Below are 22,861 nucleotides of genomic sequence, written 5' to 3'. Positions count from 1 at the left end.
GACGCCCCGGCATAAAAAATGATCAAAACACATGCTGGCCAATGCCGGCAGGGAGACATGCGCATGAAAAACCAACAATCCCCGGGTAGGCCGCACAAGTCTGGGTCATCGAAGCACTATGTGACTGCTGGTGTAGCCAGCATGCTCGGGACCACCATCGAGTGGTATGACTTTTTTCTGTATGGGACAGCCGCCGCCCTGATCTTCAATAAGATATTTTTTCCGGCGTTTGACCCCCTGATGGGCACACTGGCGGCGTTTGCCACCTATTCGGTGGGCTTTTTCGCCCGCCCGCTGGGCGGGATCGTGTTCGGACATTTCGGAGATCGTGTCGGACGCAAGTCCATGTTGCTCATCACCCTGGTGATGATGGGGGTGCCCACCATTCTGATCGGGCTGATTCCATCCTACGACAGCATTGGTTATTGGGCTGCCATTCTGTTGGTCATCCTGCGTTTCCTGCAGGGTGTGGCGGTCGGTGGCGAGTGGGGGGGCGCCGTGCTGATGGCGGTTGAACACGCTCCCGAGGGCAAGAAAGGCTTTTTCGGCAGTCTGCCCCAGGCCGGGGTGGCGCCGGGTCTGCTGCTATCGTCTTTTGCCATGGCCGCCGTTGCGGCATTGCCCGAAGAACAGATGCTCAGTTGGGGTTGGCGGCTGCCGTTTCTGGCCAGTGTGGTGCTGCTGCTGGTGGGCTGGTTCATTCGCATTCGCGTGGCTGAATCGCCCGATTTTGAAGCCATGCAATCCGCCGGCAAGAAAATCGAAGTGCCCTTGCGCACGGTGCTCACCAAGCATCCTCGCAGCGTTTTGCTGGTGATCGGTGCCCGTCTGGGTGAAGTCACCTGGTTTTATACCGTCGTGACATTTGCCCTGGCCTATGCCACCGGGACATTGGGGATTCCGAAAATCACAGTGCTCGATGGCATCATGTGGGGGGCCGCAGTCTCGTTCTTTACCATGCCTTTGTGCGGCATGCTGGGTGATCGCATCGGACACAAATACGTTTTTATGCTCGGCGCCATCGGCGTGCTGATCGTCGGCAATGTGTTTTTCGATCTGCTGGCGACGCGTGAATTCGGCATGATCACCCTGGGCATGGTGCTGGCCATTGGCTGCGTTTATGCCATGCTCTACGGCCCCGAAGGCAGCCTGTTTTCAAGTCAGTTCCCGCCCGAGGTCCGCTATAGCGGCATTTCCCTTGCTGTACAGATCTCCGGGGCGATTGGCGGCGGGCTGGCTCCCCTGGTGGCCACCTGGTTGTTGGCCCTGGGCGACGGCAGTCCGCGCTATGTGGTGTGGTACCTGCTCAGCCTGGGTGCGATTGCTGGCGTGTGTGCCTGGCGGATGCGTTCGCAGGCCCCCGTCCTCGAAGGGCGTCAGTATGAAGCAGCTTGATTATTACTTCTGGTTGAATTCCGACTGGGCCTTGCTGGGAGCGGATCGACTGGCGCTGCTGGCCCAGCGCCAGGATGTCCAGGTGAACTACAAGCCTGTGGATTTGCTGGATGTCTATGCGCGCACCGGAGGCATCCCCTTGTCCCGGCGTTCAGTGCAGCGTCAGGATTACCGCGAGCAGGAATTGCGGCGCTGGATGCCGTTACTGGGCATGCAGATTAACGTGACGCCTCGGTATATGTGTCCGGATGCCTCGCTGGCCTCAAGGTTCCTGATCGCAGCTGAGCTGCTGGGGTATCCCGTGGCCCAGCTGCACAAGGAAATCTTGGCTGCGCAATGGTGTCACGAACAGGATATTGCTCAGGCCGATGTGCTGTTGGGCGTGGCCGCCCGGCTGGGGCTGCCTGGGCCAGCCATGATGCAGCGTGCGGCACAGCCTGAGGCGGAGCGACAGTATCGGCGTTACACCGATGAAGCGGTATCGGCTGGCGTGTTTGGCTCGCCCAGCTATGTGCTGGCAGGGGAGGTCTTCTGGGGCCAGGACCGATTGGACTTTCTGGATCGAGCCTTGGCGGGGTGAAACCAAGCACCCGCCTTGTGGCAAGCGTCTCAACATCAAGGATATTCACATGAGTACCGTTGTCAGTCAGCCCGCGCAGGAGCATAGGGTCGTTCCTGCCTGGACGGGGGTCATCCGGCATCTGCACATCACGCCGCGTGCCTTTTTGCCCATGGAATCGTTCCAGGAGCTCACCCTGGTGGCCGGCAAGGGTATTGTCGGCGACCGCTACCTCCTCGGCCACGAGCAGGGATTTTATTCGCATAAACCAGAGGAGGGACGCCAGATCACGTTGTTCGAGATTGAAACGCTTGAGGCGTTGCAGCGGGATGCCGGCATTGAAATGCTGCCGCAAGAACATCGCCGTAATGTCACCGTTCAGGGTGTCCCTCTGAATCATCTGGTCGGACGGCGATTCTGGCTGGGTGGGGCGTTGCTGGAGGCTACGCGCCTGTCCACGCCGTGCCGGCATATCGAGGAAATCCTGGACAAGGCCGTGTTTGATCCCATGATCAATCGGGCTGGGCTCAATTGCAGAATCCTGCAAGGCGGCACGATCCGCGTGGGCGACATTGTGCGGGAGGCGTGAAATGGCGTCTCCCATCAAACATCTCCAGTTGCTCGTTCAGGCGCTTGACGAGCCGGTTCCCGGTGTGAAACGGCTGCTGTTGGCTGATCAGGATGGTTGGCGATTGCCCGCTTTCCGACCTGGAGCGCATATCGATCTGCACTTGGACGGGGGCCTGGTGCGCACCTATTCGCTGTGCAATGAACCCGAAGACAATCGGCGGTATATCGTTGCCGTGAAAAAAGAAGCGAATGGCCGGGGTGGGTCCCACTATATTCATGAAACCCTGCGACCGGGCCAGACCATTGGTGTCTCGGTACCCAGGGGCGGGCTGGAATTCGCCGATTCAGCGATGAATGTCTTTATTGCCGGCGGCATTGGCATTACGCCTTTTGTCTCGGCCATCCGCACGCTGGAACGCCAGGGCAGGAATGACTACGTGCTGCATTGGGCCAGCATGGGGCCGCCCAGCCTGGGCGACATGCTCCAGCCGGCGCTCTCTGCGGGGCGTGTGCATCTGTACGATACGCGACGGGTGGCTCCTCCTGACCTGGGAACCCTTATCAGACAATATGGCGATACTGCCAAAGTCTTCTGCTGCGGGCCCGGCGGCATGCTGGATGCCGTCGAGGCGCTGGTCGCTGATTGGCCCGAAGATCGCAAGCACATCGAGCGCTTTGTTGCGCCTGCCCATACGCCGGATCCGAGCGTCAAGCCGTATCGTGTCGTCTTGGCCAAAAGTGGCCGTGAAAAGGACGTATTGCCCGAAATCGGCCTGCTGGCCACCCTGGAATCCATGGATGCCGACATCATTGTGTCGTGCGGGGGCGGCATTTGTGGCGCATGCCGCACTCCTTGGAGCGAAGGGCCGCCCATCCACCACGATCGGGTGCTGACGCCACGGGAGCGCGAGCGCGAGGTCTGCGTCTGTGTTGCGGATTGCGCGGGCCCCACGCTGGTGCTTGATATCTAGGGAAGGCCGGGCGGATGACCGCGCCGGCCTCAGAACGCCGGATTGATGCTCAGGGCCATCAGGGCCGAGAGCTGGCACAGCGGCCGGCCCGAATCCCGCCGCAAAGCGTTGAAAGCCTCCTGTACGGCCTGCAGGTCGCGCTGGGCGGTGGGCTCGCGCTCGATGACGCCCGCGGCCGCCAGGCGCGCGACCACGTCGCTGGTCAGCAGGAACGTGTCCTTGCCGGCCAGGCGCAGGAACCCGGCGGCCGAGCGTCCGCCCAGGCGCGCGCCCCGCTTGGCCAGCAGGCGCCACAGGCCGATCGTGTCGGTGTCCGGCCAGTCGGCCAGGAACGCGCCGAAGCCGGTGCCCCGTTCCCGGCGGATGTCCAGGATGAAGCGGGCGTTTGCCGGAATGCTCTTGATCTTGGCGCGGTCGCGGATGATCCGGTCGTTCTGCATGTGCGCTTCGATCAGCGAAGGGCTGAGCTGCGCCATGGCCTCGGGGACGAAGCCCTGGAAGGCCTGCTCGAATTCGGGCCACTTGGCGTCGACCATCGTGTGCTGCACGCCCGCGTGGAAGACCCGCCGGGTCATGGCGGAAAGATAGCGGTCGTCGCCCTGGTCCTTCAAGGCCCGGGGCGTCAGCGCCCGGGGCAGAAAGGCTTCCAGGGCCTCGTCGGATTCAAAGCGCGCGCGGACCGTGTCGTAGAGCTGGCGATAGTCGAGGGTCATGAGTGTCTTCCTATGAGCCGTCTGCCCGGAGGCTGTCCTCCTGGGGGGCATCTTCCCGGCGCCCGTCTTCCTGCGAGCCGGCTCGCCTGACGTCGCGGGCGGGCGGCCGCCGGGCGGGGATCAGCCTTGCAGCGCCGCGCGGATGGCGCTGCGCGTGGCGCGCGCGGTCTTGGCGGCGGCCTGTTCCCAGCCTTCCTGGGCGCTGGCGTACAGGATGGCGCGCGACGAATTGATCATCATGCCGCGGCCGGCGGGCGTGCGGCCCGCCTGCACCGTGGCCCGGATGTCGCCGCCCTGGACGCCGATGCCGGGAACCAGCAGGGGCATGTCCCCCACCCGGCGGCGCACCTGGGCGATTTCTTCCGGGAAGGTGGCGCCCACCACCAGGGCGCATTGCCCGCTGGTGTTCCAGACGCGGGCCACCTGGTCGGCGACGTGCAGGTACAGCGGCGTGCCGTTGGCCAGGCGCATGTCCTGGAAATCGGCGCCGCCGACGTTGGAGGTGCGGCACAGGATGATGACGCCGCGCTCGCCGTAGTCGATGTAGGGCTGCACGGAATCGCGCCCCATGTAGGGATTGACCGTGACCGCGTCGGCGCCGTAGCGCTCGAAGGCCTCGCGGGCGTACTGCTCGGCGGTGCTGCCGATGTCGCCGCGCTTGGCGTCCAGCACGATGGGCAGGTCCGGATGCCGCTCGCGGATCGTCCGGCAGATGTCCTGCAGCTGGTCCTCGGCGCCCAGCGCCGAGAAATACGCGATCTGCGGCTTGAAGCCACAGACGTAGGGCGCGGTGGCCTCGACGATGCGCAGGCAGAATTCGGTGATCGCGTCCGGCCGGCCTTCCAGTTCCTTGGGAAAGCGCCGCGGGTCCGGATCCAGGCCCACCATCAGCAGGGAATCCTGGGCGGCCCAGGCGCGGTTCAGCTTGTCGATGAAGGTCATGGGGTCGGCCTCTGTCTCGTATGGGTATGGGTTCGGGGGAGTGCGGTGCGCTCGCGGTCGCGCGCCGCGTGCGTCTTCATGGGCTCAGGAGCTCAGGACGGCCACCAGCGCGGCGCCAGCACCGCCGCCCAGGCGGCGGCCGCCAGCAGCAGCGTCAGCAGCACCGCCGCGCTGCCGATGTCCTTGGCGCGTCCCAGCAGGGGATGATAGTCGGTGCCGATCGCGTCGGCCAGCGTCTCGATCGCGGAATTGAGCAGTTCCACCGCCAGCACCAGCACCGGCGCGCCCGCCAGCAGCAGCCGTTCGACGGCGCTGTCGCCCAGCCACAGGCCCAGCGGGATCAGGATCGCGGCCAGCACCGTTTCCTGGCGGAAGGCGGCCTCGTGGCGCCACGCCGCGCCCAGCCCCTGCAGCGAATAGCCGAAGGCGCGCGCGATGCGCAGCAGTCCGCCGGTGCTCTTGTAAGGGGAGGGCTGGGTCATGGGGCGACGGGTCCGGATGGTGCGGGCATTGTAATGGATGGGTGTCGGGAAGCGGTCGCTTCCATCCGCATGTCGATGTGGATGCTGCCGTAGGGGCAGCGCAGCCCGGCCGATAAAAAATCCCCGCCGCGGCGAACCGTGACGGGGATGATGCAGAACACGAGATAGCCCCTGCGGACTATCTCGTGCCTGCCGAATCCGGGCAGCGTGCAAGCTGCAAGGAGGGGCCGGGGTCCGGCCGGCGCCGGAGCGCCGGCTGGAGACGGACGGGAGCTTAGAAGCCGCCCATGCCGCCCATGCCACCCATGCCGCCCATGTCGGGCATGGCCGGCGCGGCCTTGTCTTCCACGATCTCGGCCACGGCGGCTTCGGTGGTCAGCAGCAGGCTGGCGACCGAGGCGGCGTTCTGCAGCGCGGTGCGGGTGACCTTGGTCGGGTCGATCACGCCCTGCTCGACCAGGTCGCCGTATTCGCCGGTGGCGGCGTTGTAGCCGTAGTTGCCTTCGCCCTTCTCGACCGCGTTGACGATCACGCTGGCTTCGTCGCCGGCGTTGCTGACGATGGTGCGCAGCGGGGATTCGATGGCGCGCAGGACCAGCTTGATGCCGGCGTCCTGGTCGGCGTTGTCGCCCTTGACCTTGGCCACGGCGGCCTTGGCGCGGATCAGCGCGACGCCGCCGCCCGGGACGATGCCTTCCTCGACGGCGGCACGCGTGGCGTGCAGCGCGTCTTCGACACGGGCCTTCTTTTCCTTCATTTCGACTTCGGTGGCCGCGCCCACGCGGATCACCGCGACGCCGCCGGCCAGCTTGGCGACGCGTTCCTGCAGCTTTTCACGGTCGTAGTCGGACGTGGCTTCCTCGATCTGGGCGCGGATCTGCTTGACGCGCGCTTCGATGTTGGCGGCCTGGCCGGCGCCGTCGATGATGGTGGTGTTTTCCTTGGCCACTTCGATGCGCTTGGCCTGGCCCAGCAGCTCCAGGGTCGCCTTTTCCAGCGACAGGCCGGTTTCCTCGGAGATCACCGTGCCGCCCGTCAGGATGGCGATGTCTTCCAGCATGGCCTTGCGGCGGTCGCCGAAGCCCGGGGCCTTGACGGCGGTGGTCTTCAGGATGCCGCGGATGTTGTTCACCACCAGGGTGGCCAGGGCTTCGCCCTCGACGTCCTCGGCCACGATCAGCAGCGGACGGCTGGACTTGGCGACTTGTTCCAGCACCGGCAGCAGGTCGCGGATGTTGCTGATCTTCTTGTCGAAGATCAGGACGAACGGATCGTCCAGCACGGCGACTTGCTTGTCGGGGTTGTTGATGAAGTAGGGCGACAGGTAGCCGCGGTCGAACTGCATGCCTTCGACGACGTCGAGTTCGTTTTCCAGGGACTTGCCGTCCTCGACGGTGATGACGCCTTCCTTGCCGACCTTGTCCATCGCGTTGGCGATGATTTCACCGACGGAGGTGTCGCTGTTGGCCGAGATCGAGCCGACCTGGGCGATGGCCTTGCTGGTGGTGCAGGGCTTGGACAGGGCGTGCAGCTCGTTGACGGCGGCGATCACGGCCTTGTCGATGCCGCGCTTCAGGTCCATGGGGCTGATGCCGGCGGCCACGTACTTCAGGCCTTCCTCGACGATGGCCTGGGCCAGCACGGTGGCGGTGGTGGTGCCGTCGCCGGCGTTGTCGGAGGTCTTGGAAGCGACTTCCTTGACCAGCTGGGCGCCGATGTTCTCGAACTTGTCCTTCAGTTCGATTTCCTTGGCGACGGAGACGCCGTCCTTGGTGACGGTGGGGGCGCCGAAGGAGCGGTCCAGCACCACGTTGCGGCCCTTGGGGCCCATGGTGGTCTTGACGGCGTTGGCGAGGATGTTGACGCCGCGGACGATGCGGGTGCGGGCATCGTCACCGAAATAAACTTGCTTTGCAGCCATGTCGAAATTCCTTGGTATGAGGGGGGCTTACAGGATCACGGCGAGGACTTCTTCCTCGCGGATGACGAGCACTTCCTCGCCATCGACCTTGACGGACTGGCCGGCGTACTTGCCGAACAGGACCTTGTCGCCGACCTTCAGGTCGACCGGGATCACTTTGCCGTCGTCGGTCTTCTTGCCGGGACCGACGGCCAGGACTTCGCCCTGGTCGGGCTTTTCAGCCGCGCTGTCAGGGATGACGATACCCGAGGCGGTGGTGCGCTCGTTGTCCAGACGCTTGACGATCACGCGATCGTGCAAAGGACGCAGTGCCATGGAGGAACTCCTGTACGTAGAAAGTGTGAATGGGTGCTGGGGCGGAGGATTGTTAGCACTCAACCCCGTCGAGTGCTAATTATAAGGACGATTCTCCGCGTTTCAAGAGGGGAGCCGGGCTTGTTACAAGTAAGGGGGCGCCGATGAGACCTTCGAGGGGTCCGGCGGCCTGCCGGCCACGGGACTGAAGGCGCTGAGGCGTGCGCGAGGCCGATGCTGGACTGCAGGCGGGCGCCCGAGGCGGCCGCCCGGCGCCGAGGCCATGGATCGCGCGGGCGGCGCTTCAGGAGGGAAGGCTGCCCGCCCCCGATGGCGCCCACCGGCTGAAATTCGATCCCATCCGGATGAAATGCCGCTCGATGAAATGCCAGGAAACATAGCCGAGCAATGCCGCAATCGCCACCGATGCGAGCTGGTTGAAGCTGATCCCCTGTTCGGGAAAATATTGCGCCATCACCTGCTGGACCGGCCAGCCCCATAAATACATCCCGTAAGAGATGTCGATGGCCGGCTTGAATTTCAGCAGGGCCTTCCGGCTGGAAAAAAACAGGATGGAGTAAAAAACGGCGAGATAGAAGAAATAAAAATTGTACGACGACTTCATGAATAGAAAGTACAGGGCCCATGCGCCAATGGTCCCCTGGAAATGCACTTGGATCCTGTCCTTGAACAGGGTGAAAAGCGACCCCGCGGCGAAACAGGGTGCGAGCATGGTGATCTCGGTGTTCTGCGGCAGCCAGGTGAAGAGCAGTGTGTTTCCGGTGGCCGAATCCACCAGGATGACGAGAAACAGCCCGATCGACAGAGGGCGGGATCGGGTCGAGCCCAGCAGGAATGCCGCAAGCAGTGCGACATAGGCATAGATCTCGTACGGGATCGACCACAACGATCCATTGACGGAGCTGAGCGCATTGTCCTGGAACACCCCCGGAAGATCATATTGCATGTCCATGATCAGTCCGTGCAGGAAGTATTCGTAGATGGCGGGATTTGAAAAATACTCGTGGGGTGGATGGGCCGAAAGGAGCGGCCCGAACACGAAAGCCATGGCTGCCAGCACGACCGCCAGCGCGGGCCAGATCCTGAAAAACCGCGACATCAGGAATTGGCAGGCGTCCTTTTTCTCGACCAGGCTGTTGGTCACGACCAGGCCGCTCAGAAAGAAGAATGTCTTGATCGCAAGCGAGCCCGAGTAATCGAAAACCAGCAGCCTTTTCAAGAAATCCAGCTTCCCTTCGGTGGGAAGCACGGCGTAGGCGTGGCCATATATCACCATGGCCGCGGCAATCAGCCGGAAGATATCCAGATTGTTGTTTTCTTTGCGGAGAACGTTGGACAGGAGCATGGATCGAAAATCCGAGGTTCCGGTTGCGCCAAAAAATCAAGACAGATCTTCGACGGTGGTTTCGAGCGGGAAATTGAAGGGGCGATGCGGGGATCGAAGCGCGCGGCGGAGGGCGTGGACGGAAAGCCGTGCGTTGGTGCAGCACGCTCCCGGGCATTGGCACGGGTATCGCGGGGCCTGCAGGGAACACTGAGGCTCATCGACTTCAATCCTGTACATGCTCCATGGTGGACCCCGCCTTGCATGTTCAGTATGTATGGAACTGCACCAAGCGTTTTCTCGGAGGCGGACAGGAAAGATCCGGATCCACGGACATTGGCGCATCACTGGTGTTCAAGGCCGGCCCAATCGGCTGCTTCGCCATCCTTCCGCCGGCCCATTCGAGGGCAGGGCACGATGGCGCGCATGCGTCGCTTGAGTTGCAAATGGTGGCATATATTGCCTCTTGTACGTGTCAGCAAGCCACTGCATGCATTTTCTTGAAATCGCCGCACCGGGCGATCCTGAACTCCTGCGCCCGCCCGGGCGTTCCAGGTCCAGCCTGATGCCGTCGGCTCACCGCTCCGCCAGGCAGGCGTGCACTCCCCGTGCGATGGCGCGGGCCAGGCGCGCGACCGTCTCCGGCTCGCCGAGGCGGGCTTCTTCCGCCGGATTGACGATCACCCCCGCCTCGACCAGAACGGCGGGCATGGGCGCGGTGCGCAGCACCGCCAGGCCGTCGTAGCGGTGGATGCCCAGGCGGCGGTCGACGAACGGATGGTTTTCGCCTTCGACCGGCTCGGCGTGATAGTTCGAGGGCCGTTCGCCCGCCGCCCGCAGCCGCTCGCCGATGCGCCGGGCGCAGCGCAGGCTGCGCGCGGGATGGGGATTGCGCCGCGACACGAAAATCGAATAGCCCGCGAACTCGCCCTGGCGGCCGGCCTGGAGATACCGCGCCAGGATCGAGTCGTGGTGGATCGAGACGAGGACGTCGGCATCCGGCGCAGCCGCCGCGCGCTGGTCCGGGGGGATGTCCGCGCCGATGCCTTCGACCCGCGTCGTCCGCTCGCCCAGCGCCGCCAGCGCGCGGGCGAGGGCGGCGGCCAGATCCCGGTTGTACAGGTACTCGGGGCGGCCGCTGGCGCCCGCCGCGCCCGGATGTTCCGGCCCGTGGCCCGCGTCCACCAGGACGTGCGCGGCGCGCGCGGGGGCGGCGCCGCCCGGGGCCAGCAGGCCGAGGGTCAGCAAAACGGAAGCCAGCAGGACCGGAGCCGGCAAAACGCGGGCCGGCAGACCGGGGGCCCGGAAGGGAAGCAGGGCGCGCGCCAGGCGCCTGCGGGCAGAGCATGTCGGTGACACGGCAACGGTCCTCCGGGAAACGGGGCGCGGCGCGGCCGCCGCGCTGCGGTCCGGCGCGGCCGCCTCCGCGGCCCGGCGCGCCGTCTGCCCCCAGCATACGACCCCGCAGCGGACAGGGATATGGGGAAATCCGGCACCCCTTCTGGGCGATGATGCGGGTTTCGGCCGCGGGCCGGTGTCCCGGCCGGGGCGCCGCGCTTCCGGCCCGTGCAATCCAGAGAGGTTTCGAGATGAGCGATGACGATTTCCAGGCCGGCACGATCCGGCGGCTGGAACAGGGGTTCGAGGGCCGGCTGGAGCGGCGCTACGGCCACGATCCGGCGGCCGTCTGGGCCATGCTGACGCAGCCTCCGCATCTGGCCCAGTGGCTGGCGCCCGGCACCATCGAGCTGCGGCAGGGCGGGGCCGTGCGCATCGATTTCGCCGACAGCGGCATCGTGATCGACAGCACCGTCACGGCGCTGGAACCGCAGCGCGTGCTGGAATATTCCTGGAGCAGCGGCTCGCAGCCCGCACGGCCCATCCGCTGGGAACTGGCCGAGGAGGCGGACGGCACGCGGCTGACGCTGATCGTGCGCCTGCCCGGCGACGAGGACGCCGCCAAGGCCTGCGCGGGATTCGACGGCCACCTGGCCATGCTGGCCGCGGCCCTGGAGAACGTGCCGGTGCGCTTTCCCCTGGACCTGTACCTGCGGGCGCGCAAGCATTACCAGACGCTGCTGGATGCCTGAGCGCACGAACCGCACCGCATGAGCCGCGTCGTGCCTCCTCCTACGAGGCGATCGCCAGCTGCCGCCGCGGCGCGGGCCGGGCCGGCGCCGGCGCGCCATCCTCCGTGTCCCGCCGGAACACCCCGGCCGCGCTGGCCAGGTTCAGGGTCTGGCCGTCCAGGGTCTGCACGGCCGTGAACGACTCCTCGGCCATGGCGGCGTTGCCCCGGGTCAGGTCGCCGAGCTGGACGAAGGTTTCGCGGATGCGCGCCAGGCCGTCGGCCTGCTCCCGCCCCGCCTGATGGATGTGGTCGATCAGCGCGCCCACCTGGCGGTTCTGTTCCAGGATGTGGCCCATTGCTTCGGTGGCCTCGCGCGTGCGGGCCACGCCGCCCTGGGCGATCTGCACGGTTTCGTGGATCAGGCCGCCGATTTCCTTGGCGGCGCTGGCCGAGCGCTGGGCCAGCGCGCGCACTTCCCCGGCCACCACGGCAAAGCCGCGGCCCTGTTCGCCGGCGCGCGCGGCCTCGACCGCGGCATTGAGCGCCAGGATGTTGGTCTGGAAGGCGATGCTGTCGATCACCCCCACGATCTCGCCGATCTTCTGGCTGGCCGCGTCCATGTGCTCGATCTGGTGCGCGGCCTGTTCCACGGTGCTGGCCGCGTGGACGGCCGAATTGCCCGAGTCCTTGGCCAGGGCGACGGCCTGCCGGGCGCGGTCGGCGTTGCTGTCGATCAGGTCCGCGAGCTGCTCCATGGCGTTGGCCGTCTCGGCCAGCCGATTGGCCGCCTGTTCGGTTTCGGTGCTCAGGTGCTGGCTGCCCTGGGCGATCTCGCCGGAGGCGTGGCGCAGGCCGCCGAGCTGGGCGTGCACGTCGTCGATGAAGGAGCGCAGGTTCAGGCTGGATTGCGTGATGGCTTTCTGGATCGAGGCGATCTCGTCCAGGCGGGGCAGGCGCCAGTCGTCCACGGGCTGGCCCGTGGCGGCCTGGACGGCCTGGCGCTGGATGGCGCGCAGCGGCCGCACCAGCCGGTGGTCCAGGAGCAGGCCGGCCAGCAGCACCAGCGCGGCGCCGCCGCCCGCGGCGCCCAGCCACGCCGTGCCGCGCAGTCCGGCCAGCCAGGCGAGGCCGGCCCAGAGCGGAATCAGGCTGCCCAGGATCAGCACCAGCCGCTGGCGCAGCGACAGCGTGCGCAGCCCGTTGCGCCAGCGCCGCCAGCCCGTGTCCAGCAGCAGGCCGCGATGGAAGCGCGCGACGGGCCGGCCAGCCTGGAAGGAGGCGTAGACGTGCTCGGCCGCGGCGATTTCCGCGCGGCTGGGCTTGGTGCGCACCGACAGGTAGCCGCTGAGCGTGCCCTGGTGGTAGACGGGTGCGACGTTGGCGCGCACCCAGTAGTGGTCGCCGTCCTTGCGCCGGTTTTTCACCAGGGCCGTCCACGAGCGGCCCTCCTTCAGGGTGTCCCACAGATCCTGGTAAGCCTCGGGGGGGACGTCGGGGTGGCGCACGATGTTGTGGGCCTTGCCCAGCAGCTCGTTGTAGTCGAAGCCGCTCACACGCACGAACGCCGCGTTGGCATACGTGATGCGGCCCTTGAGGTCGGTGGCGGACAGCAGCGTCTCACCCTCTGGAAAATCGTATTCCTGTTGCGTGACGGGCAGGTTCTTGCGCATGGTGATCCCCAGGATCGTTAAGGTATAAAATATCTTTCGTATCAATGACTTACGACAAATATTCCAACGAACGAGCATCATACCCGGGGTGCATATTTTTTTTTCATGTTTCATGATGCGAAATCGGCATAAAACAACACGCCTCCATTACGTTTCAGCACGCAGAACCCTCGCTTGATAGTCATCGACAATCGGCTCTATTTAAACAATCAATTTTACTTATCATTAGGGCTCGCCTACACTGGTTTCCGTCGCCCTCGTGGCCCTTTCACTGAACCTCTGAACAAGGAGTTTTCATGTCCCTGATCAACACCACCATCAAGCCCTTCAAAGCCACCGCCTACCACAATGGCAAGTTCGTCGAGGTCAGCGACCAGACCGTCGCCGGCAAGTGGTCCGTGTTCGTGTTCTACCCGGCCGACTTCACCTTCGTGTGCCCGACCGAGCTCGAAGACCTGGCCGACCACTACGCCGAATTCCAGAAGCTGGGCGTGGAAGTCTATTCCGTGTCCACCGACACCCATTTCGCCCACAAGGCCTGGCACGACACCTCCGACGCCATCAAGAAGGTCAACTACCCGATGATCGGCGACCCCACCCACCTGCTGGCGCGCAACTTCGACGTGCTGATCGAAGAAGAAGGCGTGGCCCTGCGCGGCACCTTCGTGGTGAACCCGGCCGGCGAAATCAAGGTCCTGGAAATCCATGACAACGGCATCGGCCGCGACGCGTCCGAACTGCTGCGCAAGGTCAAGGCCGCCCAGTACGTCGCCAGCCACCCGGGCGAAGTCTGCCCGGCCAAGTGGGAAGAAGGCGCCAAGACGCTGACCCCCTCGCTGGACCTGGTCGGCAAGATCTGATCCTTTCCATCACCGGATCGGCGCGCGCCATCGGGATGCGCGCCCCGTGATGCCTCGGCGGTCCGCCCGCGGGCCGCCGATTTTTCTCCTCCGCGCTTTCTGAGCGGGCGATACCATGTGGGTGTCGTCCGGGGGACGCTTTTTTCCAAAAAGGTACGAATATGCTGGATGCAAACCTCAAAGGGCAATTGGGAACCTACCTCGAGCGGGTGACGCTGCCCGTCGAATTGCGCGCGTCGCTGGACGATGGCGCCCAGTCGCAGGAACTGCGGGCCTTTCTGGAAGACATCGCCAGCCTGTCCGACAAGATCACCGTGACGGACGACGCCCCCGGGGCGCGCGTGCCGTCGTTCGCAATCGCCCGCGCCGGCACCGACGTGGCCGTGCGCTTCGCCGGCATCCCGCTGGGCCATGAATTCACCTCGCTGGTGCTGGCCCTGCTGCAGGTCGGCGGCCATCCGCCCAAGCTGGACGAGGCCGTGGCCGAGCAGGTCCGCAAGCTGCCGGGCGACTATACGTTTGAAACCTATTTCTCGCTGTCGTGCCAGAACTGCCCGGACGTGGTGCAGGCGCTGAACGCGATGTCGGTCCTCAACCCGCGCATCCGCCACGTGGCGATCGACGGCGCCCTGTTCCAGGACGAAGTCCAGCAGCGCGAGATCCTGTCCGTGCCCGCGGTGTTCCTGAACGGCGAGCTGTTCCACCAGGGCCGCGCCGGCGTCGAGGAACTGCTGGCCAAGCTGGACGCCGGCGACACGAGCGCCAAGGTCGATGCCCTGAACGCCCGCGACGAGTTCGACGTGCTGGTGGTCGGCGGCGGCCCCGCGGGCGCCGCGGCGGCCGTGTACGCGGCGCGCAAGGGCATCTGCACCGGCGTGGTGGCCGAACGCTTCGGCGGCCAGGTGCTCGACACCATGGCGATCGAGAACTACATCTCCGTGCTCGAGACCGAAGGGCCCAAGTTCGGCGTCGCGCTGGAGCAGCACGTCAAGGCCTACGAAGTGGACATCATGAACCTGCAGCGGGCCAGCCGCCTGGTGCCGGGCAAGTCGATCCAGGTCGAACTGGCCAGCGGCGCCGTGCTGAAGGCCAAGACCGTCATCCTGTCCACTGGCGCGCGCTGGCGCCAGATCAACGTGCCCGGGGAAAACGAATACCGCAACCGCGGCGTGGCCTACTGCCCGCACTGCGACGGCCCGCTGTTCAAGGGCAAGCGCGTGGCGGTGATCGGCGGCGGCAACTCCGGCGTCGAGGCGGCGATCGACCTGGCCGGCATCGTGGGCCACGTCACGCTGATCGAGTTCGGCGACGCCCTGCGGGCCGACGACGTGCTGCAGCGCAAGCTGCGCAGCCTGTCCAACGTGACCGTCATCACCTCGGCCCAGACCACCGAGATCCACGGCGACGGCAAGCGCGTGACCGGCCTGAGCTACACCGACCGCGCCAGCGGCGCCGCGCATCGCGTCGAGCTGGAAGGCGTGTTCATCCAGATCGGCCTGGTGCCCAACACCGAATGGCTCAAGGGCACGGTCGAGCTCAGCAAGCACGGCGAGATCGTGGTCGATGCCCGCGGCCAGACCTCGGTGCCCGGCGTGTTCGCCGCGGGCGACGCGACGACGGTGCCGTACAAGCAGATCATCATCGCCGCCGGCGAAGGCGCCAAGGCCGCCCTGGCCGCCTTCGACCACCTGATCCGCAGCTCGGTCGCGGCCGAGGAAAAGGCCGTCGCCTGATCCCCGGGGCGCGCCTCCCGCACGGCGGGCCGGAGCGATCCGGCCCGCCGTTTTCCCGGGTGCGCGGCCCCGTCCGCGACGCGCTTCAGTCCGGCACGCCGTCCTCCATCCGCGGCCAGGGGCCGTCGATGTGCTTGCTGCACAGGTCCACCCAGGCCTGGGCGGCGTGGCCGAGCATCGGCCAGGCCGCCGCCAGCAGGGCGATGTCCCAGCTCAGCGTGTCGGGCCCCAGGGGGCGGGCGTCGAGTCCCAGATCCTCTGGGGTGCGGATGAAGGGCTCGGGCAGCAGCGCGATGCCCATCCCCGCCTGCGCCATGGACAGGGTCCAGTCCCACTGGCCGCTGCGGGCGGCGATCAGCGGCTCGAAGCCGGCGGCCTGGAATTGCCGGTCCAGCAGGCGGGCCAGCGCGAAGTCGTCGTCCAGCAGGACCAGGGGCTGGCCGCGCAGGTCACGGACCTGGGGCGCGGGCGGCAGCGGCCGCATCAGGCCGGGCTGGCCGACGGCCAGGATCCGGTGCCGGGCGACGACCCGCGGGCGCAGGCCCAGCTCCGGCGCCACCGGCATCAGGCTGAAGCCCAGGTCCAGCCGGCCTTCGGCCACCTGGCGCTCGATGGCGCGCCCCGTGTCCTCGTGCAGCGCGACCTCGATCTTCGGATAGCGCTGGCGGTATTCCTTCAGGGGCGCGGTGAACAGGCGGTTGATCATCGGCGGCAGGCCGAGGTCCAGCCGGCCCAGTTCCAGGGCCTGGGTGCGGGCGATGTCGCGCAGCAGGGCCCGGTGCGCCGCGAGCACGTCCTGGCCGCGCGCCAGGACCACGCGGCCCATGTCGGTGAGCCGCGCCGGGCGCCGCTCCCGGTCCAGCAGCGGGGCGCCGATCTCGTCCTCGAGCTGGCGGATCATCTTGCTGATCGTCGATTGCGTGACGCCCAGGGCCGTGGCGGCGTGGGTGAAGTTCTGCCGCCGGGCGGTCTCGATGAAGTAGCTGAGCGCGCGCAGGTCCATCGTGGCTGGCTCTCCTGATCATGAATGAATGGAATTGTACCCATGGATTTCATGAATATTGGCGATGATATTCTCGGCTCATCATCGCACCAATAGACGAGGAGACCATGATGATGGAACGCCTGCAATGCGCCGAGTTGAGATCCAGGATCATAACGGTGACGCAAGCCGCCGCCCTGTTCAGGGACGGCATGACGGTCGGGATGAGCGGCTTCACCCGCGCCGGGGACTGCAAGGCCCTGCCCGCCGCCCTCGCGGAGCGGGCGCGGCATGAGACGCTGCGGCTGAACCTGATCACGGGGGCCTCGCTGGGCAACGACAGCGACGGTCTCATGGCGGAGGCCGGGCTGCTGGCGCGCCGCCTGCCGTTCCAGTCCGACGCCCGGCTGCGCCGCAGGATCAACGAGGGGCAGGTCATGTTCATCGACCAGCACCTGTCCGAGACCGTGGAGCAGCTGCGCGCGGGCCACATTCCGAAGATCGACATCGCCGTGGTCGAGGCGGCCGCCATCCTGCCCGACGGCGGCATCGTGCCCACCATGTCCGTCGGCAATTCCGCCAGTTTCGTCGCCCAGGCCGAGCGCGTGATCGTCGAGCTGAACACCCGCATGCCCACGGGCCTGATGGGCATGCATGACATCTACGTGCCCGAGGCCTATCCCGGGCGCCAGCCCATTCCCCTGACCGAGCCGGACCAGCGCATCGGCACGCCGGCGATTCCCGTCGACCCGGCGCGCATCGCCGCCATCGTCGTCACCCACCACCCCGACAGTCCCTCCAGCGTCCAGCCGCCCGACGCGGACACCCGCGCGATCGCCCGCCACATCATCGGCTTCCTGGAAGGCGAGGTGGCCGCCGGCCGCCTGTCCGATACGCTGCTGCCGCTGCAGGTGGGCATCGGCACCATCGCCAACGCGGTCATGCACGGGCTGGTGGACGCGCCGTTCCGCGACCTGCGGATGTATTCCGAAGTCCTCCAGGACAGCGCCATCGCCCTGATCGACGCGGGCCGGGTGTCGTTCGCCTCGGCCTCGTCGATCACCCTGTCCGAACCGGTGTACCGGCGCTTCATGGAGCGCCTGGACGAATACGCCCGGCGCATCGTGCTGCGTCCCCAGGAAATCAGCAACCACTGCGAGATCGTGCGCCGCCTGGGCATCATCGCCATCAACACGGCGCTGGAATTCGACCTCTACGGCAACGTGAATTCCACGCACGTCGGCGGCACGCGCATGATGAACGGCATCGGCGGTTCGGGCGACTTCGCCCGCCATGCCCACCTGTCGATCTTCGTGAGCAAGTCGGTGGCCAAGGGCGGCGACATCTCCAGCGTGGTGCCGATGGTGGCCCACGTGGACCACACCGAGCACGACGTGGACATCCTGGTGACCGAATGGGGCCTGGCCGACCTGCGCAACCTGGCGCCGCGCGAGCGCGCGCCCCGCGTCATCGAATGCTGCGCGCACCCGGACTACCGGGAGGAACTGATGGACTACTTCCAGCGCGCCCGCGCGCAGGGAGGCCACACCCCGCACCTCGTCGGCGAGGCCCTGTCCTGGCACGAACGCCATGCCCGCACCGGATCGATGCGCAGCGAGCAGATGGCCTGTGCCTGAACGCGGCCGGGACCGGCGCACCGGTCCCGGGCGGCCCCCTCCGGCATGGGGCGGGGGCGCGCCGCGTGCCTGTCGGGGGCGCCGCGTGCCTCGACAGTTCCGGTGGCACCCTCTAGAATTGATCTGCCTTAAAGCTCGAAGCCTGCTGCCGCAGGCCAGACCGTTTTTCCCTCCCGTTGTCGATCCATCGTGGATTCCCTGAACCTGAGGTGATATGAACAGCCAGCGCAGACGTTTCATGCAGGCATGCGGCGCCGCGAGCGCGATGATGCTCCCCGGACTCGCGGGCGCGTCGCGGCTCCCGGGACCGGACGCCCATTCCTCCGCCGGGCCGAGCCCCGCGCAAATCGAAAAATCCATCAAGGCCGGCTTCGGCGGCGGCTTTTCCGTGCGCAGCCACCGCTGCGACGGCCGCCTCGTCCATGCCGACATCCAGCATGCCGGCACCTGTTACCGGGTCGTCTCGCAGGATCTGTTCGACTGGCACGTCGTGGCGACGACGCGCGCCTGAGCGGGCCGCGGTCTTGCCATTGCCCCTGATTTCATCCAACAAGATCGGAGACGCCGCGTGACAGCAGCCATCAAGAGCATCCGCATTCATCCAGGCATCGGCCTGGCCCGCATGGGCGACAGCGACGAATTCTTCATCGGTCCCGAGGCGCCCGGCATCGTGCCCGATCCGGGCGGGCAGGGCGGCCCCGGCCCGGAAGGCGGCGCGTATCGCGACGGCGCCCAGCGCCTGAAGCGCCAGGCGCAACGCTACCGCGTGTATGCCTACGACGAGGCGGGCGCCGTGATCGGCGAGCTCTCCGCCGGTTCGGGCGAGGTCCGGTCCATGCGCTGGCGGGTGCATGTGCGCAACATGAAGGCGGCCAACTACGCCTTCCAGGGCGCCTACCTGTTCGACCCCGACAAGCTGCGCAACCCGGGCATCCAGCCCGGCCTCAAGCCGCGCGAACGCACCCAGCTCATCATCGATCCGGGCGTGCAGACCCTCTCGACGGGCCAGGCGCAGCCGGTCGTCCTGAAGGGCAGCGTGTTCACGGGCGTCGAAAAGGGCACGCTGCCCGGCGAACTGCGCTACGAAGGCTTCGTGCCGAAAGACATCTCCAAGGAAGTCGAGGTCACCTACCAGGCGGCGCACGACATCGAGCTCGGCCAGCTGCGGCTGGACGAGGCGGGCCGCCTGCTGTTCGTGGCCTCGCCCGGCAAGGGCGGATGCGTCACCACGCCCCGCGTGGCCCTGTCCAACCCCAGCGAATTCCACGACGCGCCCAACGGTCCCCGGGGCGGCACGGACCCGCTGACGAACCAGTTCGCCTACTTCAACATTCCCGGCTGGTGGGACGACACCTGCGGGGGCGAAATCGACGTCACCGTCACCCTGAAGGACGGCACCGTCCTCAGCACGCGCGACGGCGTGAGCAAGGCCGAGGACGAGGGCCGGCGCAATCCGGCGCAGGGCGCCTGGATCATCACCGCGCCGCCCAAGTACGCACCGCACATGCTCCACGTGGTGTCCATCCTGGACCGCATCTACGAGGCGTTCCCCGAAGCCTATCCGCACCGGGGAAAAAAGACCGTCTTCTACCGCGACATCCATCCGCTCTTCGCCAAGGCCGTCAATTACGGCTGGGTCAGCGCGGAAGCGGCGGGAGTCGAGGCGCACACCAAGGACCTGGCGCACGGCCCCAGGCAGCCGGGCAATCTCCTGAGCCCGGGCTACGTCGCCGCGCTGGCCGATCCCGGCGAAACGATGAAGCCGCTGCGCCAGCGCATCTATGGCTTCATGCGCCACGCCTCCGGCCCCAACGGCCGCCTGGTGGATTCCCTGCTGCCGGCGCCGCCGCAGCGCCCCACCAGCTGGAAGGATCCGAAATTCGCCGTCGAGGTCGACGACCGTAAGATGCCGAAGCTCTGGGGCACCGGGGGCAAGCCGCTGCAGAACCAGCAGCTGGGCGACCACTTCCCCAACCAGTTCCTCAGCCTGACCGACTGGCAGCTGCGCCACCTGAAAGCGTGGGCGGACGGCGATTTCGAGACCGGCACGCCGCAGGAGCCCGTGCCCCTCGACCGCCTGCCGCTGCAGGAGCAGCCGCATGCCCTGGATGCCGCCGCGGTGGAGCCCACCATCGGCGGGGGCTTCCACCCCGGCATCGAATTCCCCTATCTGGTGATCTACCGGGAAAAATTCGCGGCGCCGTTCCGGGTGGCCGGCGATATCGAGCCCGGCGAGCTCAGCGCCTACATGTCCAGCCCCTGGCACGGGGACTTCTGGTCGTGCAACACGGCCTGGTGGCCGACGCAAAGGCCGGACGTCGTCTTCCAGTACGATCCCAAGGACCAGTCCCGCACCCACCGGGAATGGTTCCGCGGCTACGACGAGCAGGGCGAGCCCCTGTCCTCCGAGGACGGCTACGACCAGATGGTGTATGCCTGGCCCAAGCTCGGCATGGTGCTGCCGCTGAAGGGCCCCGACGGCGGCGTCGTGCACGACAACGGCGAGATCGTATTCGTCGAACAGCAGCGCGACCCCGCCCTGGATCGTCCGCCCGCCAAGCAGGGCGGCTGATGCCGGCCGGCCTGCCCGGGCCCGAAAGCGATGGCGGCGCCGGTTCCGAGGCCGCCTGGGACGTCGTCATCGTTGGCGCGGGGCCGGCCGGCAGCGCCGCCGCCATGGTGCTGTCCGGCTTCGGCCGGCGCGTCCTGCTGCTGGATCGCAGCGTGGCGCACGGCTTCAAGCTGGGCGAGTCGATCGCGCCGGGGGCGCTGGGGCTGGTGCGGCATTTCCTCGGCGAGCCCGAGTCCTTTCCCGACGACCTGGCGTTCTTCCGGACGGCCGGCAATCTCTCGGTCTGGGCCGATGCCGCGCCGCAGACGACGGATTTCTTCTTCACGCCGGTCGGCCACGGCCTGTGCGTGGATCGCGTCGCCTTCGACGAGGCCCTGCGGCGGCGCGCGGCGCGCATGGGCGCCACCCTGCTGACGGGCGCGCGCTTCGTCTCGTGCGCGCGCGCGGCGGACGGATCGGCGGACTGGCTGGCGACCGTGGCGGTGGCTGGCGGGCAGCGCCGCTGCCGGGCGCGCTTCCTGCTGGATTGCTCGGGCCGGCAGGCCGCCGTGGGCCGCGCCCTGGGCGTGGGCCATGCCAGGCTGGACCGGCTGTTCGCCTATGCCCGCTGGTACGACAGCCCGCTCGCCGACGAGGACCGCCTCACGCGCATCGAGGCCGGGCCGCAGGGCTGGTGGTACAGCAACCGCCTGCACGCCGCCGGCGCCGGATCCAGGCGCCTGGTGGTGTTCCATGGCGACCGCGACACCCCGGCGGCCAGGGATGCCGCCAGCGCCGCGGGCTTCGACCGCCTGCTGCGGGACTCCGTGCTGCTGAGGCCCCTGCTGCGCGACCGCGCCTACGCCGCCCGCGGCCCCGTGCGCGGGGCGCCCGCGCACAGCCAGCGCCTGGACGCGTTCTGCGGCGAGGGCTGGCTGGCCGCCGGCGATGCGGCGCAGGCGTACGATCCCCTGTCTTCGCAGGGCATCTGGAAGGCGCTGGACACCGGCAGCCAGGCCGGGCACGCGGCGCATGACCTGCTCCAGGAAGACACGCAGGACGGCGGCCGCGCGGCGGACGAGCGCGCCCGCCAGCTGCGCCAGTATGCGCAGCGGCAGGCGCGCGCCTGGGAAACCTATCGGGCGCAGCTCGGCTTCTACTATGCGAGCCAGCCGCGCTGGCGCGACGCGCCCTTCTGGCGGCGCCGGCAGGATGCGGCCGCCTGGGACCCCGTCCGTGCCGATACAATGACGCCTGTCTGAACCGAAAAGGCCGGGTGCCGCAGGCCCGGGCGAACCCCATCATGCTGTCTCAATACGGCGTCCTGAATGTCTGGACCTATCTGGCCGGCACCATTTTCATCGTGCTGCTGCCGGGGCCCAATTCCCTGTTCGTCCTGGCGACCGGCGCCGGGCGCGGCGTGCGGGCCGGCTACCAGGCGGCCCTGGGCGTGTTCGTCGGCGATTCCATCCTGATGGCCCTGACGGCCGCCGGCGCGGCCTCGGTGCTGCGGCTGCTGCCCATGGTGTTCTTCGCCCTGAAGGCCGCCGGGGCGGTCTACCTGACGTACCTGGGGATCCGGCTGCTGATGTCGGCCTGGCGCCCGGGCCCGGCCCAGGCGCACACGATTTCCGGCGGTCCGGGCAGCCCTTTCCGCAAGGCCCTGCTGCTCAGCCTGCTCAATCCCAAGGCGATCCTGTTCCTGCTGTCGTTCTTCGTGCAGTTCGTGGATCCGGCCTATCCGCATCCGGCCCTGTCCTTCCTCATCCTGGCCGCGATCCTGCAGACCTGCAGCCTGCTGTACCTGTCCGTCCTGATCTTCGGCGGCGCGCGCCTGGCGGCGGCGTTCCGGCGCCGCCAGGGCCTGGCGCGCGCGGGCAGCGGAATGGTCGGCCTGCTGTTCCTGTGGTTCGCCGGACGCATGGCCTTCGACGCCTGAAACATCCCGGCGCCGCCTTCGGCACGGGGCCTCATCATCGTGCAATAATACCGATCATTCATATCGAGTGATGTACCGGTGTCATCCGCCCGTCGCCCCTCTGGCGTTGCGGTGGCGGATCGCGCTTGCCCTCTCAGGCTAGGGGTTTATCCCCTTTAGGTGGGCTTGCGCATCCTGAGTAGAATTTTTCGCATCCCGGGTGTTTCACGAACGATTCAAACAGGAT

General features: G+C 67.0%; 21 protein-coding genes. 12 read left to right on the top strand and 9 right to left on the bottom strand.

The genetic code is table 11. The annotated features are described in order from the left end of the window. Nucleotides 1-63 precede the first annotated feature (63 nt). The 4 genes from BN940_RS16520 to BN940_RS16505 are packed head-to-tail and all read left to right on the top strand — an operon-like array spanning nt 64 to nt 3,495. Nucleotides 64-1,395 carry an MFS transporter gene (locus BN940_RS16520; protein ID WP_043687876.1) on the top strand — a complete coding sequence of 444 codons (1,332 nt, stop codon included), beginning with the start codon at nt 64-66 and terminating at the stop codon, nt 1,393-1,395. Next, nucleotides 1,382-1,975 carry a 2-hydroxychromene-2-carboxylate isomerase gene (locus tag BN940_RS16515; RefSeq protein WP_043684805.1) on the top strand — a complete coding sequence of 198 codons (594 nt, stop codon included), beginning with the start codon at nt 1,382-1,384 and terminating at the stop codon, nt 1,973-1,975. The genes BN940_RS16520 and BN940_RS16515 overlap by 14 nt, the downstream gene beginning before the upstream one ends. A gap of 49 nt (nt 1,976-2,024) precedes the next feature. Next, complete coding sequence (locus tag BN940_RS16510) at nt 2,025-2,543, top strand: MOSC domain-containing protein (RefSeq protein ID WP_043684802.1); 519 nt, start codon at nt 2,025-2,027, stop codon at nt 2,541-2,543. A 1-nt stretch (nt 2,544) separates the two neighbouring features. After that, a complete protein-coding gene (locus tag BN940_RS16505) occupies nt 2,545-3,495 on the top strand; it encodes a PDR/VanB family oxidoreductase (protein WP_043684798.1) in 951 nt (316 codons plus the stop codon). Nucleotides 3,496-3,524: 29 nt separating this feature from the next. Here BN940_RS16505 and BN940_RS16500 read toward each other — a convergent pair whose 3' ends face one another. The 7 genes from BN940_RS16500 to BN940_RS16470 all read right to left on the bottom strand — a co-directional run bounded on the left by BN940_RS16500 (nt 3,525) and on the right by BN940_RS16470 (nt 10,521). After that, entirely contained in the window at nt 3,525-4,208 is a 684-nt protein-coding gene (locus tag BN940_RS16500; RefSeq protein ID WP_043684796.1) for a DNA-3-methyladenine glycosylase I, read from the bottom strand. 120 nt (nt 4,209-4,328) lie between these two features. Further along, nucleotides 4,329-5,150 carry an orotidine-5'-phosphate decarboxylase gene (gene pyrF / locus BN940_RS16495; protein WP_043684794.1) on the bottom strand — a complete coding sequence of 274 codons (822 nt, stop codon included), beginning with the start codon at nt 5,148-5,150 and terminating at the stop codon, nt 4,329-4,331. Between the two features lie 92 nt (nt 5,151-5,242). Beyond that, entirely contained in the window at nt 5,243-5,632 is a 390-nt protein-coding gene (locus tag BN940_RS16490; protein ID WP_043684792.1) for a diacylglycerol kinase, read from the bottom strand. Nucleotides 5,633-5,906: 274 nt separating this feature from the next. Further along, complete coding sequence (gene groL, locus BN940_RS16485; RefSeq protein WP_043684789.1) at nt 5,907-7,553, bottom strand: chaperonin GroEL; 1,647 nt, start codon at nt 7,551-7,553, stop codon at nt 5,907-5,909. A gap of 27 nt (nt 7,554-7,580) precedes the next feature. Next, nucleotides 7,581-7,868 carry a co-chaperone GroES gene (locus tag BN940_RS16480; RefSeq protein WP_043684786.1) on the bottom strand — a complete coding sequence of 96 codons (288 nt, stop codon included), beginning with the start codon at nt 7,866-7,868 and terminating at the stop codon, nt 7,581-7,583. Nucleotides 7,869-8,151: 283 nt separating this feature from the next. Next, nucleotides 8,152-9,213 (bottom strand): acyltransferase family protein, encoded by a 1,062-nt coding sequence (locus BN940_RS16475; RefSeq protein ID WP_052355972.1) that lies wholly within the window; start codon nt 9,211-9,213, stop codon nt 8,152-8,154. A 555-nt stretch (nt 9,214-9,768) separates the two neighbouring features. Beyond that, entirely contained in the window at nt 9,769-10,521 is a 753-nt protein-coding gene (locus BN940_RS16470) for an N-acetylmuramoyl-L-alanine amidase family protein (RefSeq protein ID WP_052356117.1), read from the bottom strand. 260 nt (nt 10,522-10,781) lie between these two features. Here BN940_RS16470 and BN940_RS19125 point away from each other — a divergent pair, with 260 nt between their 5' ends. Then, nucleotides 10,782-11,282: an SRPBCC family protein gene (locus BN940_RS19125; RefSeq protein WP_043684783.1), complete on the top strand. Its 501-nt coding sequence runs from the start codon at nt 10,782-10,784 to the stop codon at nt 11,280-11,282. Between the two features lie 40 nt (nt 11,283-11,322). On the opposite strand, the gene BN940_RS16460 is transcribed toward BN940_RS19125, so the two are convergent. After that, complete coding sequence (locus tag BN940_RS16460) at nt 11,323-12,933, bottom strand: methyl-accepting chemotaxis protein (RefSeq protein ID WP_052355971.1); 1,611 nt, start codon at nt 12,931-12,933, stop codon at nt 11,323-11,325. 296 nt (nt 12,934-13,229) lie between these two features. On the opposite strand from BN940_RS16460, the gene ahpC reads away from it, so the two are divergent. Then, the gene (gene ahpC, locus BN940_RS16455; protein WP_043684780.1) at nt 13,230-13,793 is read left to right on the top strand and encodes an alkyl hydroperoxide reductase subunit C; all 564 of its coding nucleotides are present in this window, start codon (nt 13,230-13,232) and stop codon (nt 13,791-13,793) included. A 161-nt stretch (nt 13,794-13,954) separates the two neighbouring features. Next, nucleotides 13,955-15,526, top strand: a complete 1,572-nt coding sequence (gene ahpF, locus BN940_RS16450; RefSeq protein WP_043684777.1) for an alkyl hydroperoxide reductase subunit F — start codon at nt 13,955-13,957, stop codon at nt 15,524-15,526. A gap of 85 nt (nt 15,527-15,611) precedes the next feature. On the opposite strand, the gene BN940_RS16445 is transcribed toward ahpF, so the two are convergent. Continuing rightward, on the bottom strand, nt 15,612-16,529 hold the full coding sequence (locus BN940_RS16445) for a LysR substrate-binding domain-containing protein (RefSeq protein WP_043684774.1): 918 nt from the start codon (nt 16,527-16,529) through the stop codon (nt 15,612-15,614). Between the two features lie 107 nt (nt 16,530-16,636). Here BN940_RS16445 and BN940_RS16440 point away from each other — a divergent pair, with 107 nt between their 5' ends. The 5 genes from BN940_RS16440 to leuE all read left to right on the top strand — a co-directional run bounded on the left by BN940_RS16440 (nt 16,637) and on the right by leuE (nt 22,635). Next, complete coding sequence (locus tag BN940_RS16440; RefSeq protein WP_043684771.1) at nt 16,637-18,145, top strand: acetyl-CoA hydrolase/transferase family protein; 1,509 nt, start codon at nt 16,637-16,639, stop codon at nt 18,143-18,145. Nucleotides 18,146-18,359: 214 nt separating this feature from the next. Further along, nucleotides 18,360-18,656 (top strand): twin-arginine translocation signal domain-containing protein, encoded by a 297-nt coding sequence (locus BN940_RS16435; RefSeq protein WP_043684768.1) that lies wholly within the window; start codon nt 18,360-18,362, stop codon nt 18,654-18,656. A gap of 57 nt (nt 18,657-18,713) precedes the next feature. Further along, on the top strand, nt 18,714-20,717 hold the full coding sequence (locus tag BN940_RS16430; RefSeq protein WP_043684765.1) for a LodA/GoxA family CTQ-dependent oxidase: 2,004 nt from the start codon (nt 18,714-18,716) through the stop codon (nt 20,715-20,717). Next, nucleotides 20,717-21,958, top strand: coding sequence for an NAD(P)/FAD-dependent oxidoreductase (locus BN940_RS16425; protein ID WP_052355970.1), 1,242 nt, complete (start codon nt 20,717-20,719; stop codon nt 21,956-21,958). The genes BN940_RS16430 and BN940_RS16425 overlap by 1 nt, the downstream gene beginning before the upstream one ends. 41 nt (nt 21,959-21,999) lie before the next feature. Then, a complete protein-coding gene (gene leuE, locus BN940_RS16420; RefSeq protein ID WP_043687852.1) occupies nt 22,000-22,635 on the top strand; it encodes a leucine efflux protein LeuE in 636 nt (211 codons plus the stop codon). Nucleotides 22,636-22,861 lie beyond the last annotated feature (226 nt).

This window comes from Castellaniella defragrans 65Phen (genome assembly GCF_000612685.1).
Taxonomy (GTDB): domain Bacteria; phylum Pseudomonadota; class Gammaproteobacteria; order Burkholderiales; family Burkholderiaceae_B; genus Castellaniella; species Castellaniella defragrans.
This window is presented reverse-complemented; position numbering and strand designations above follow the sequence as displayed.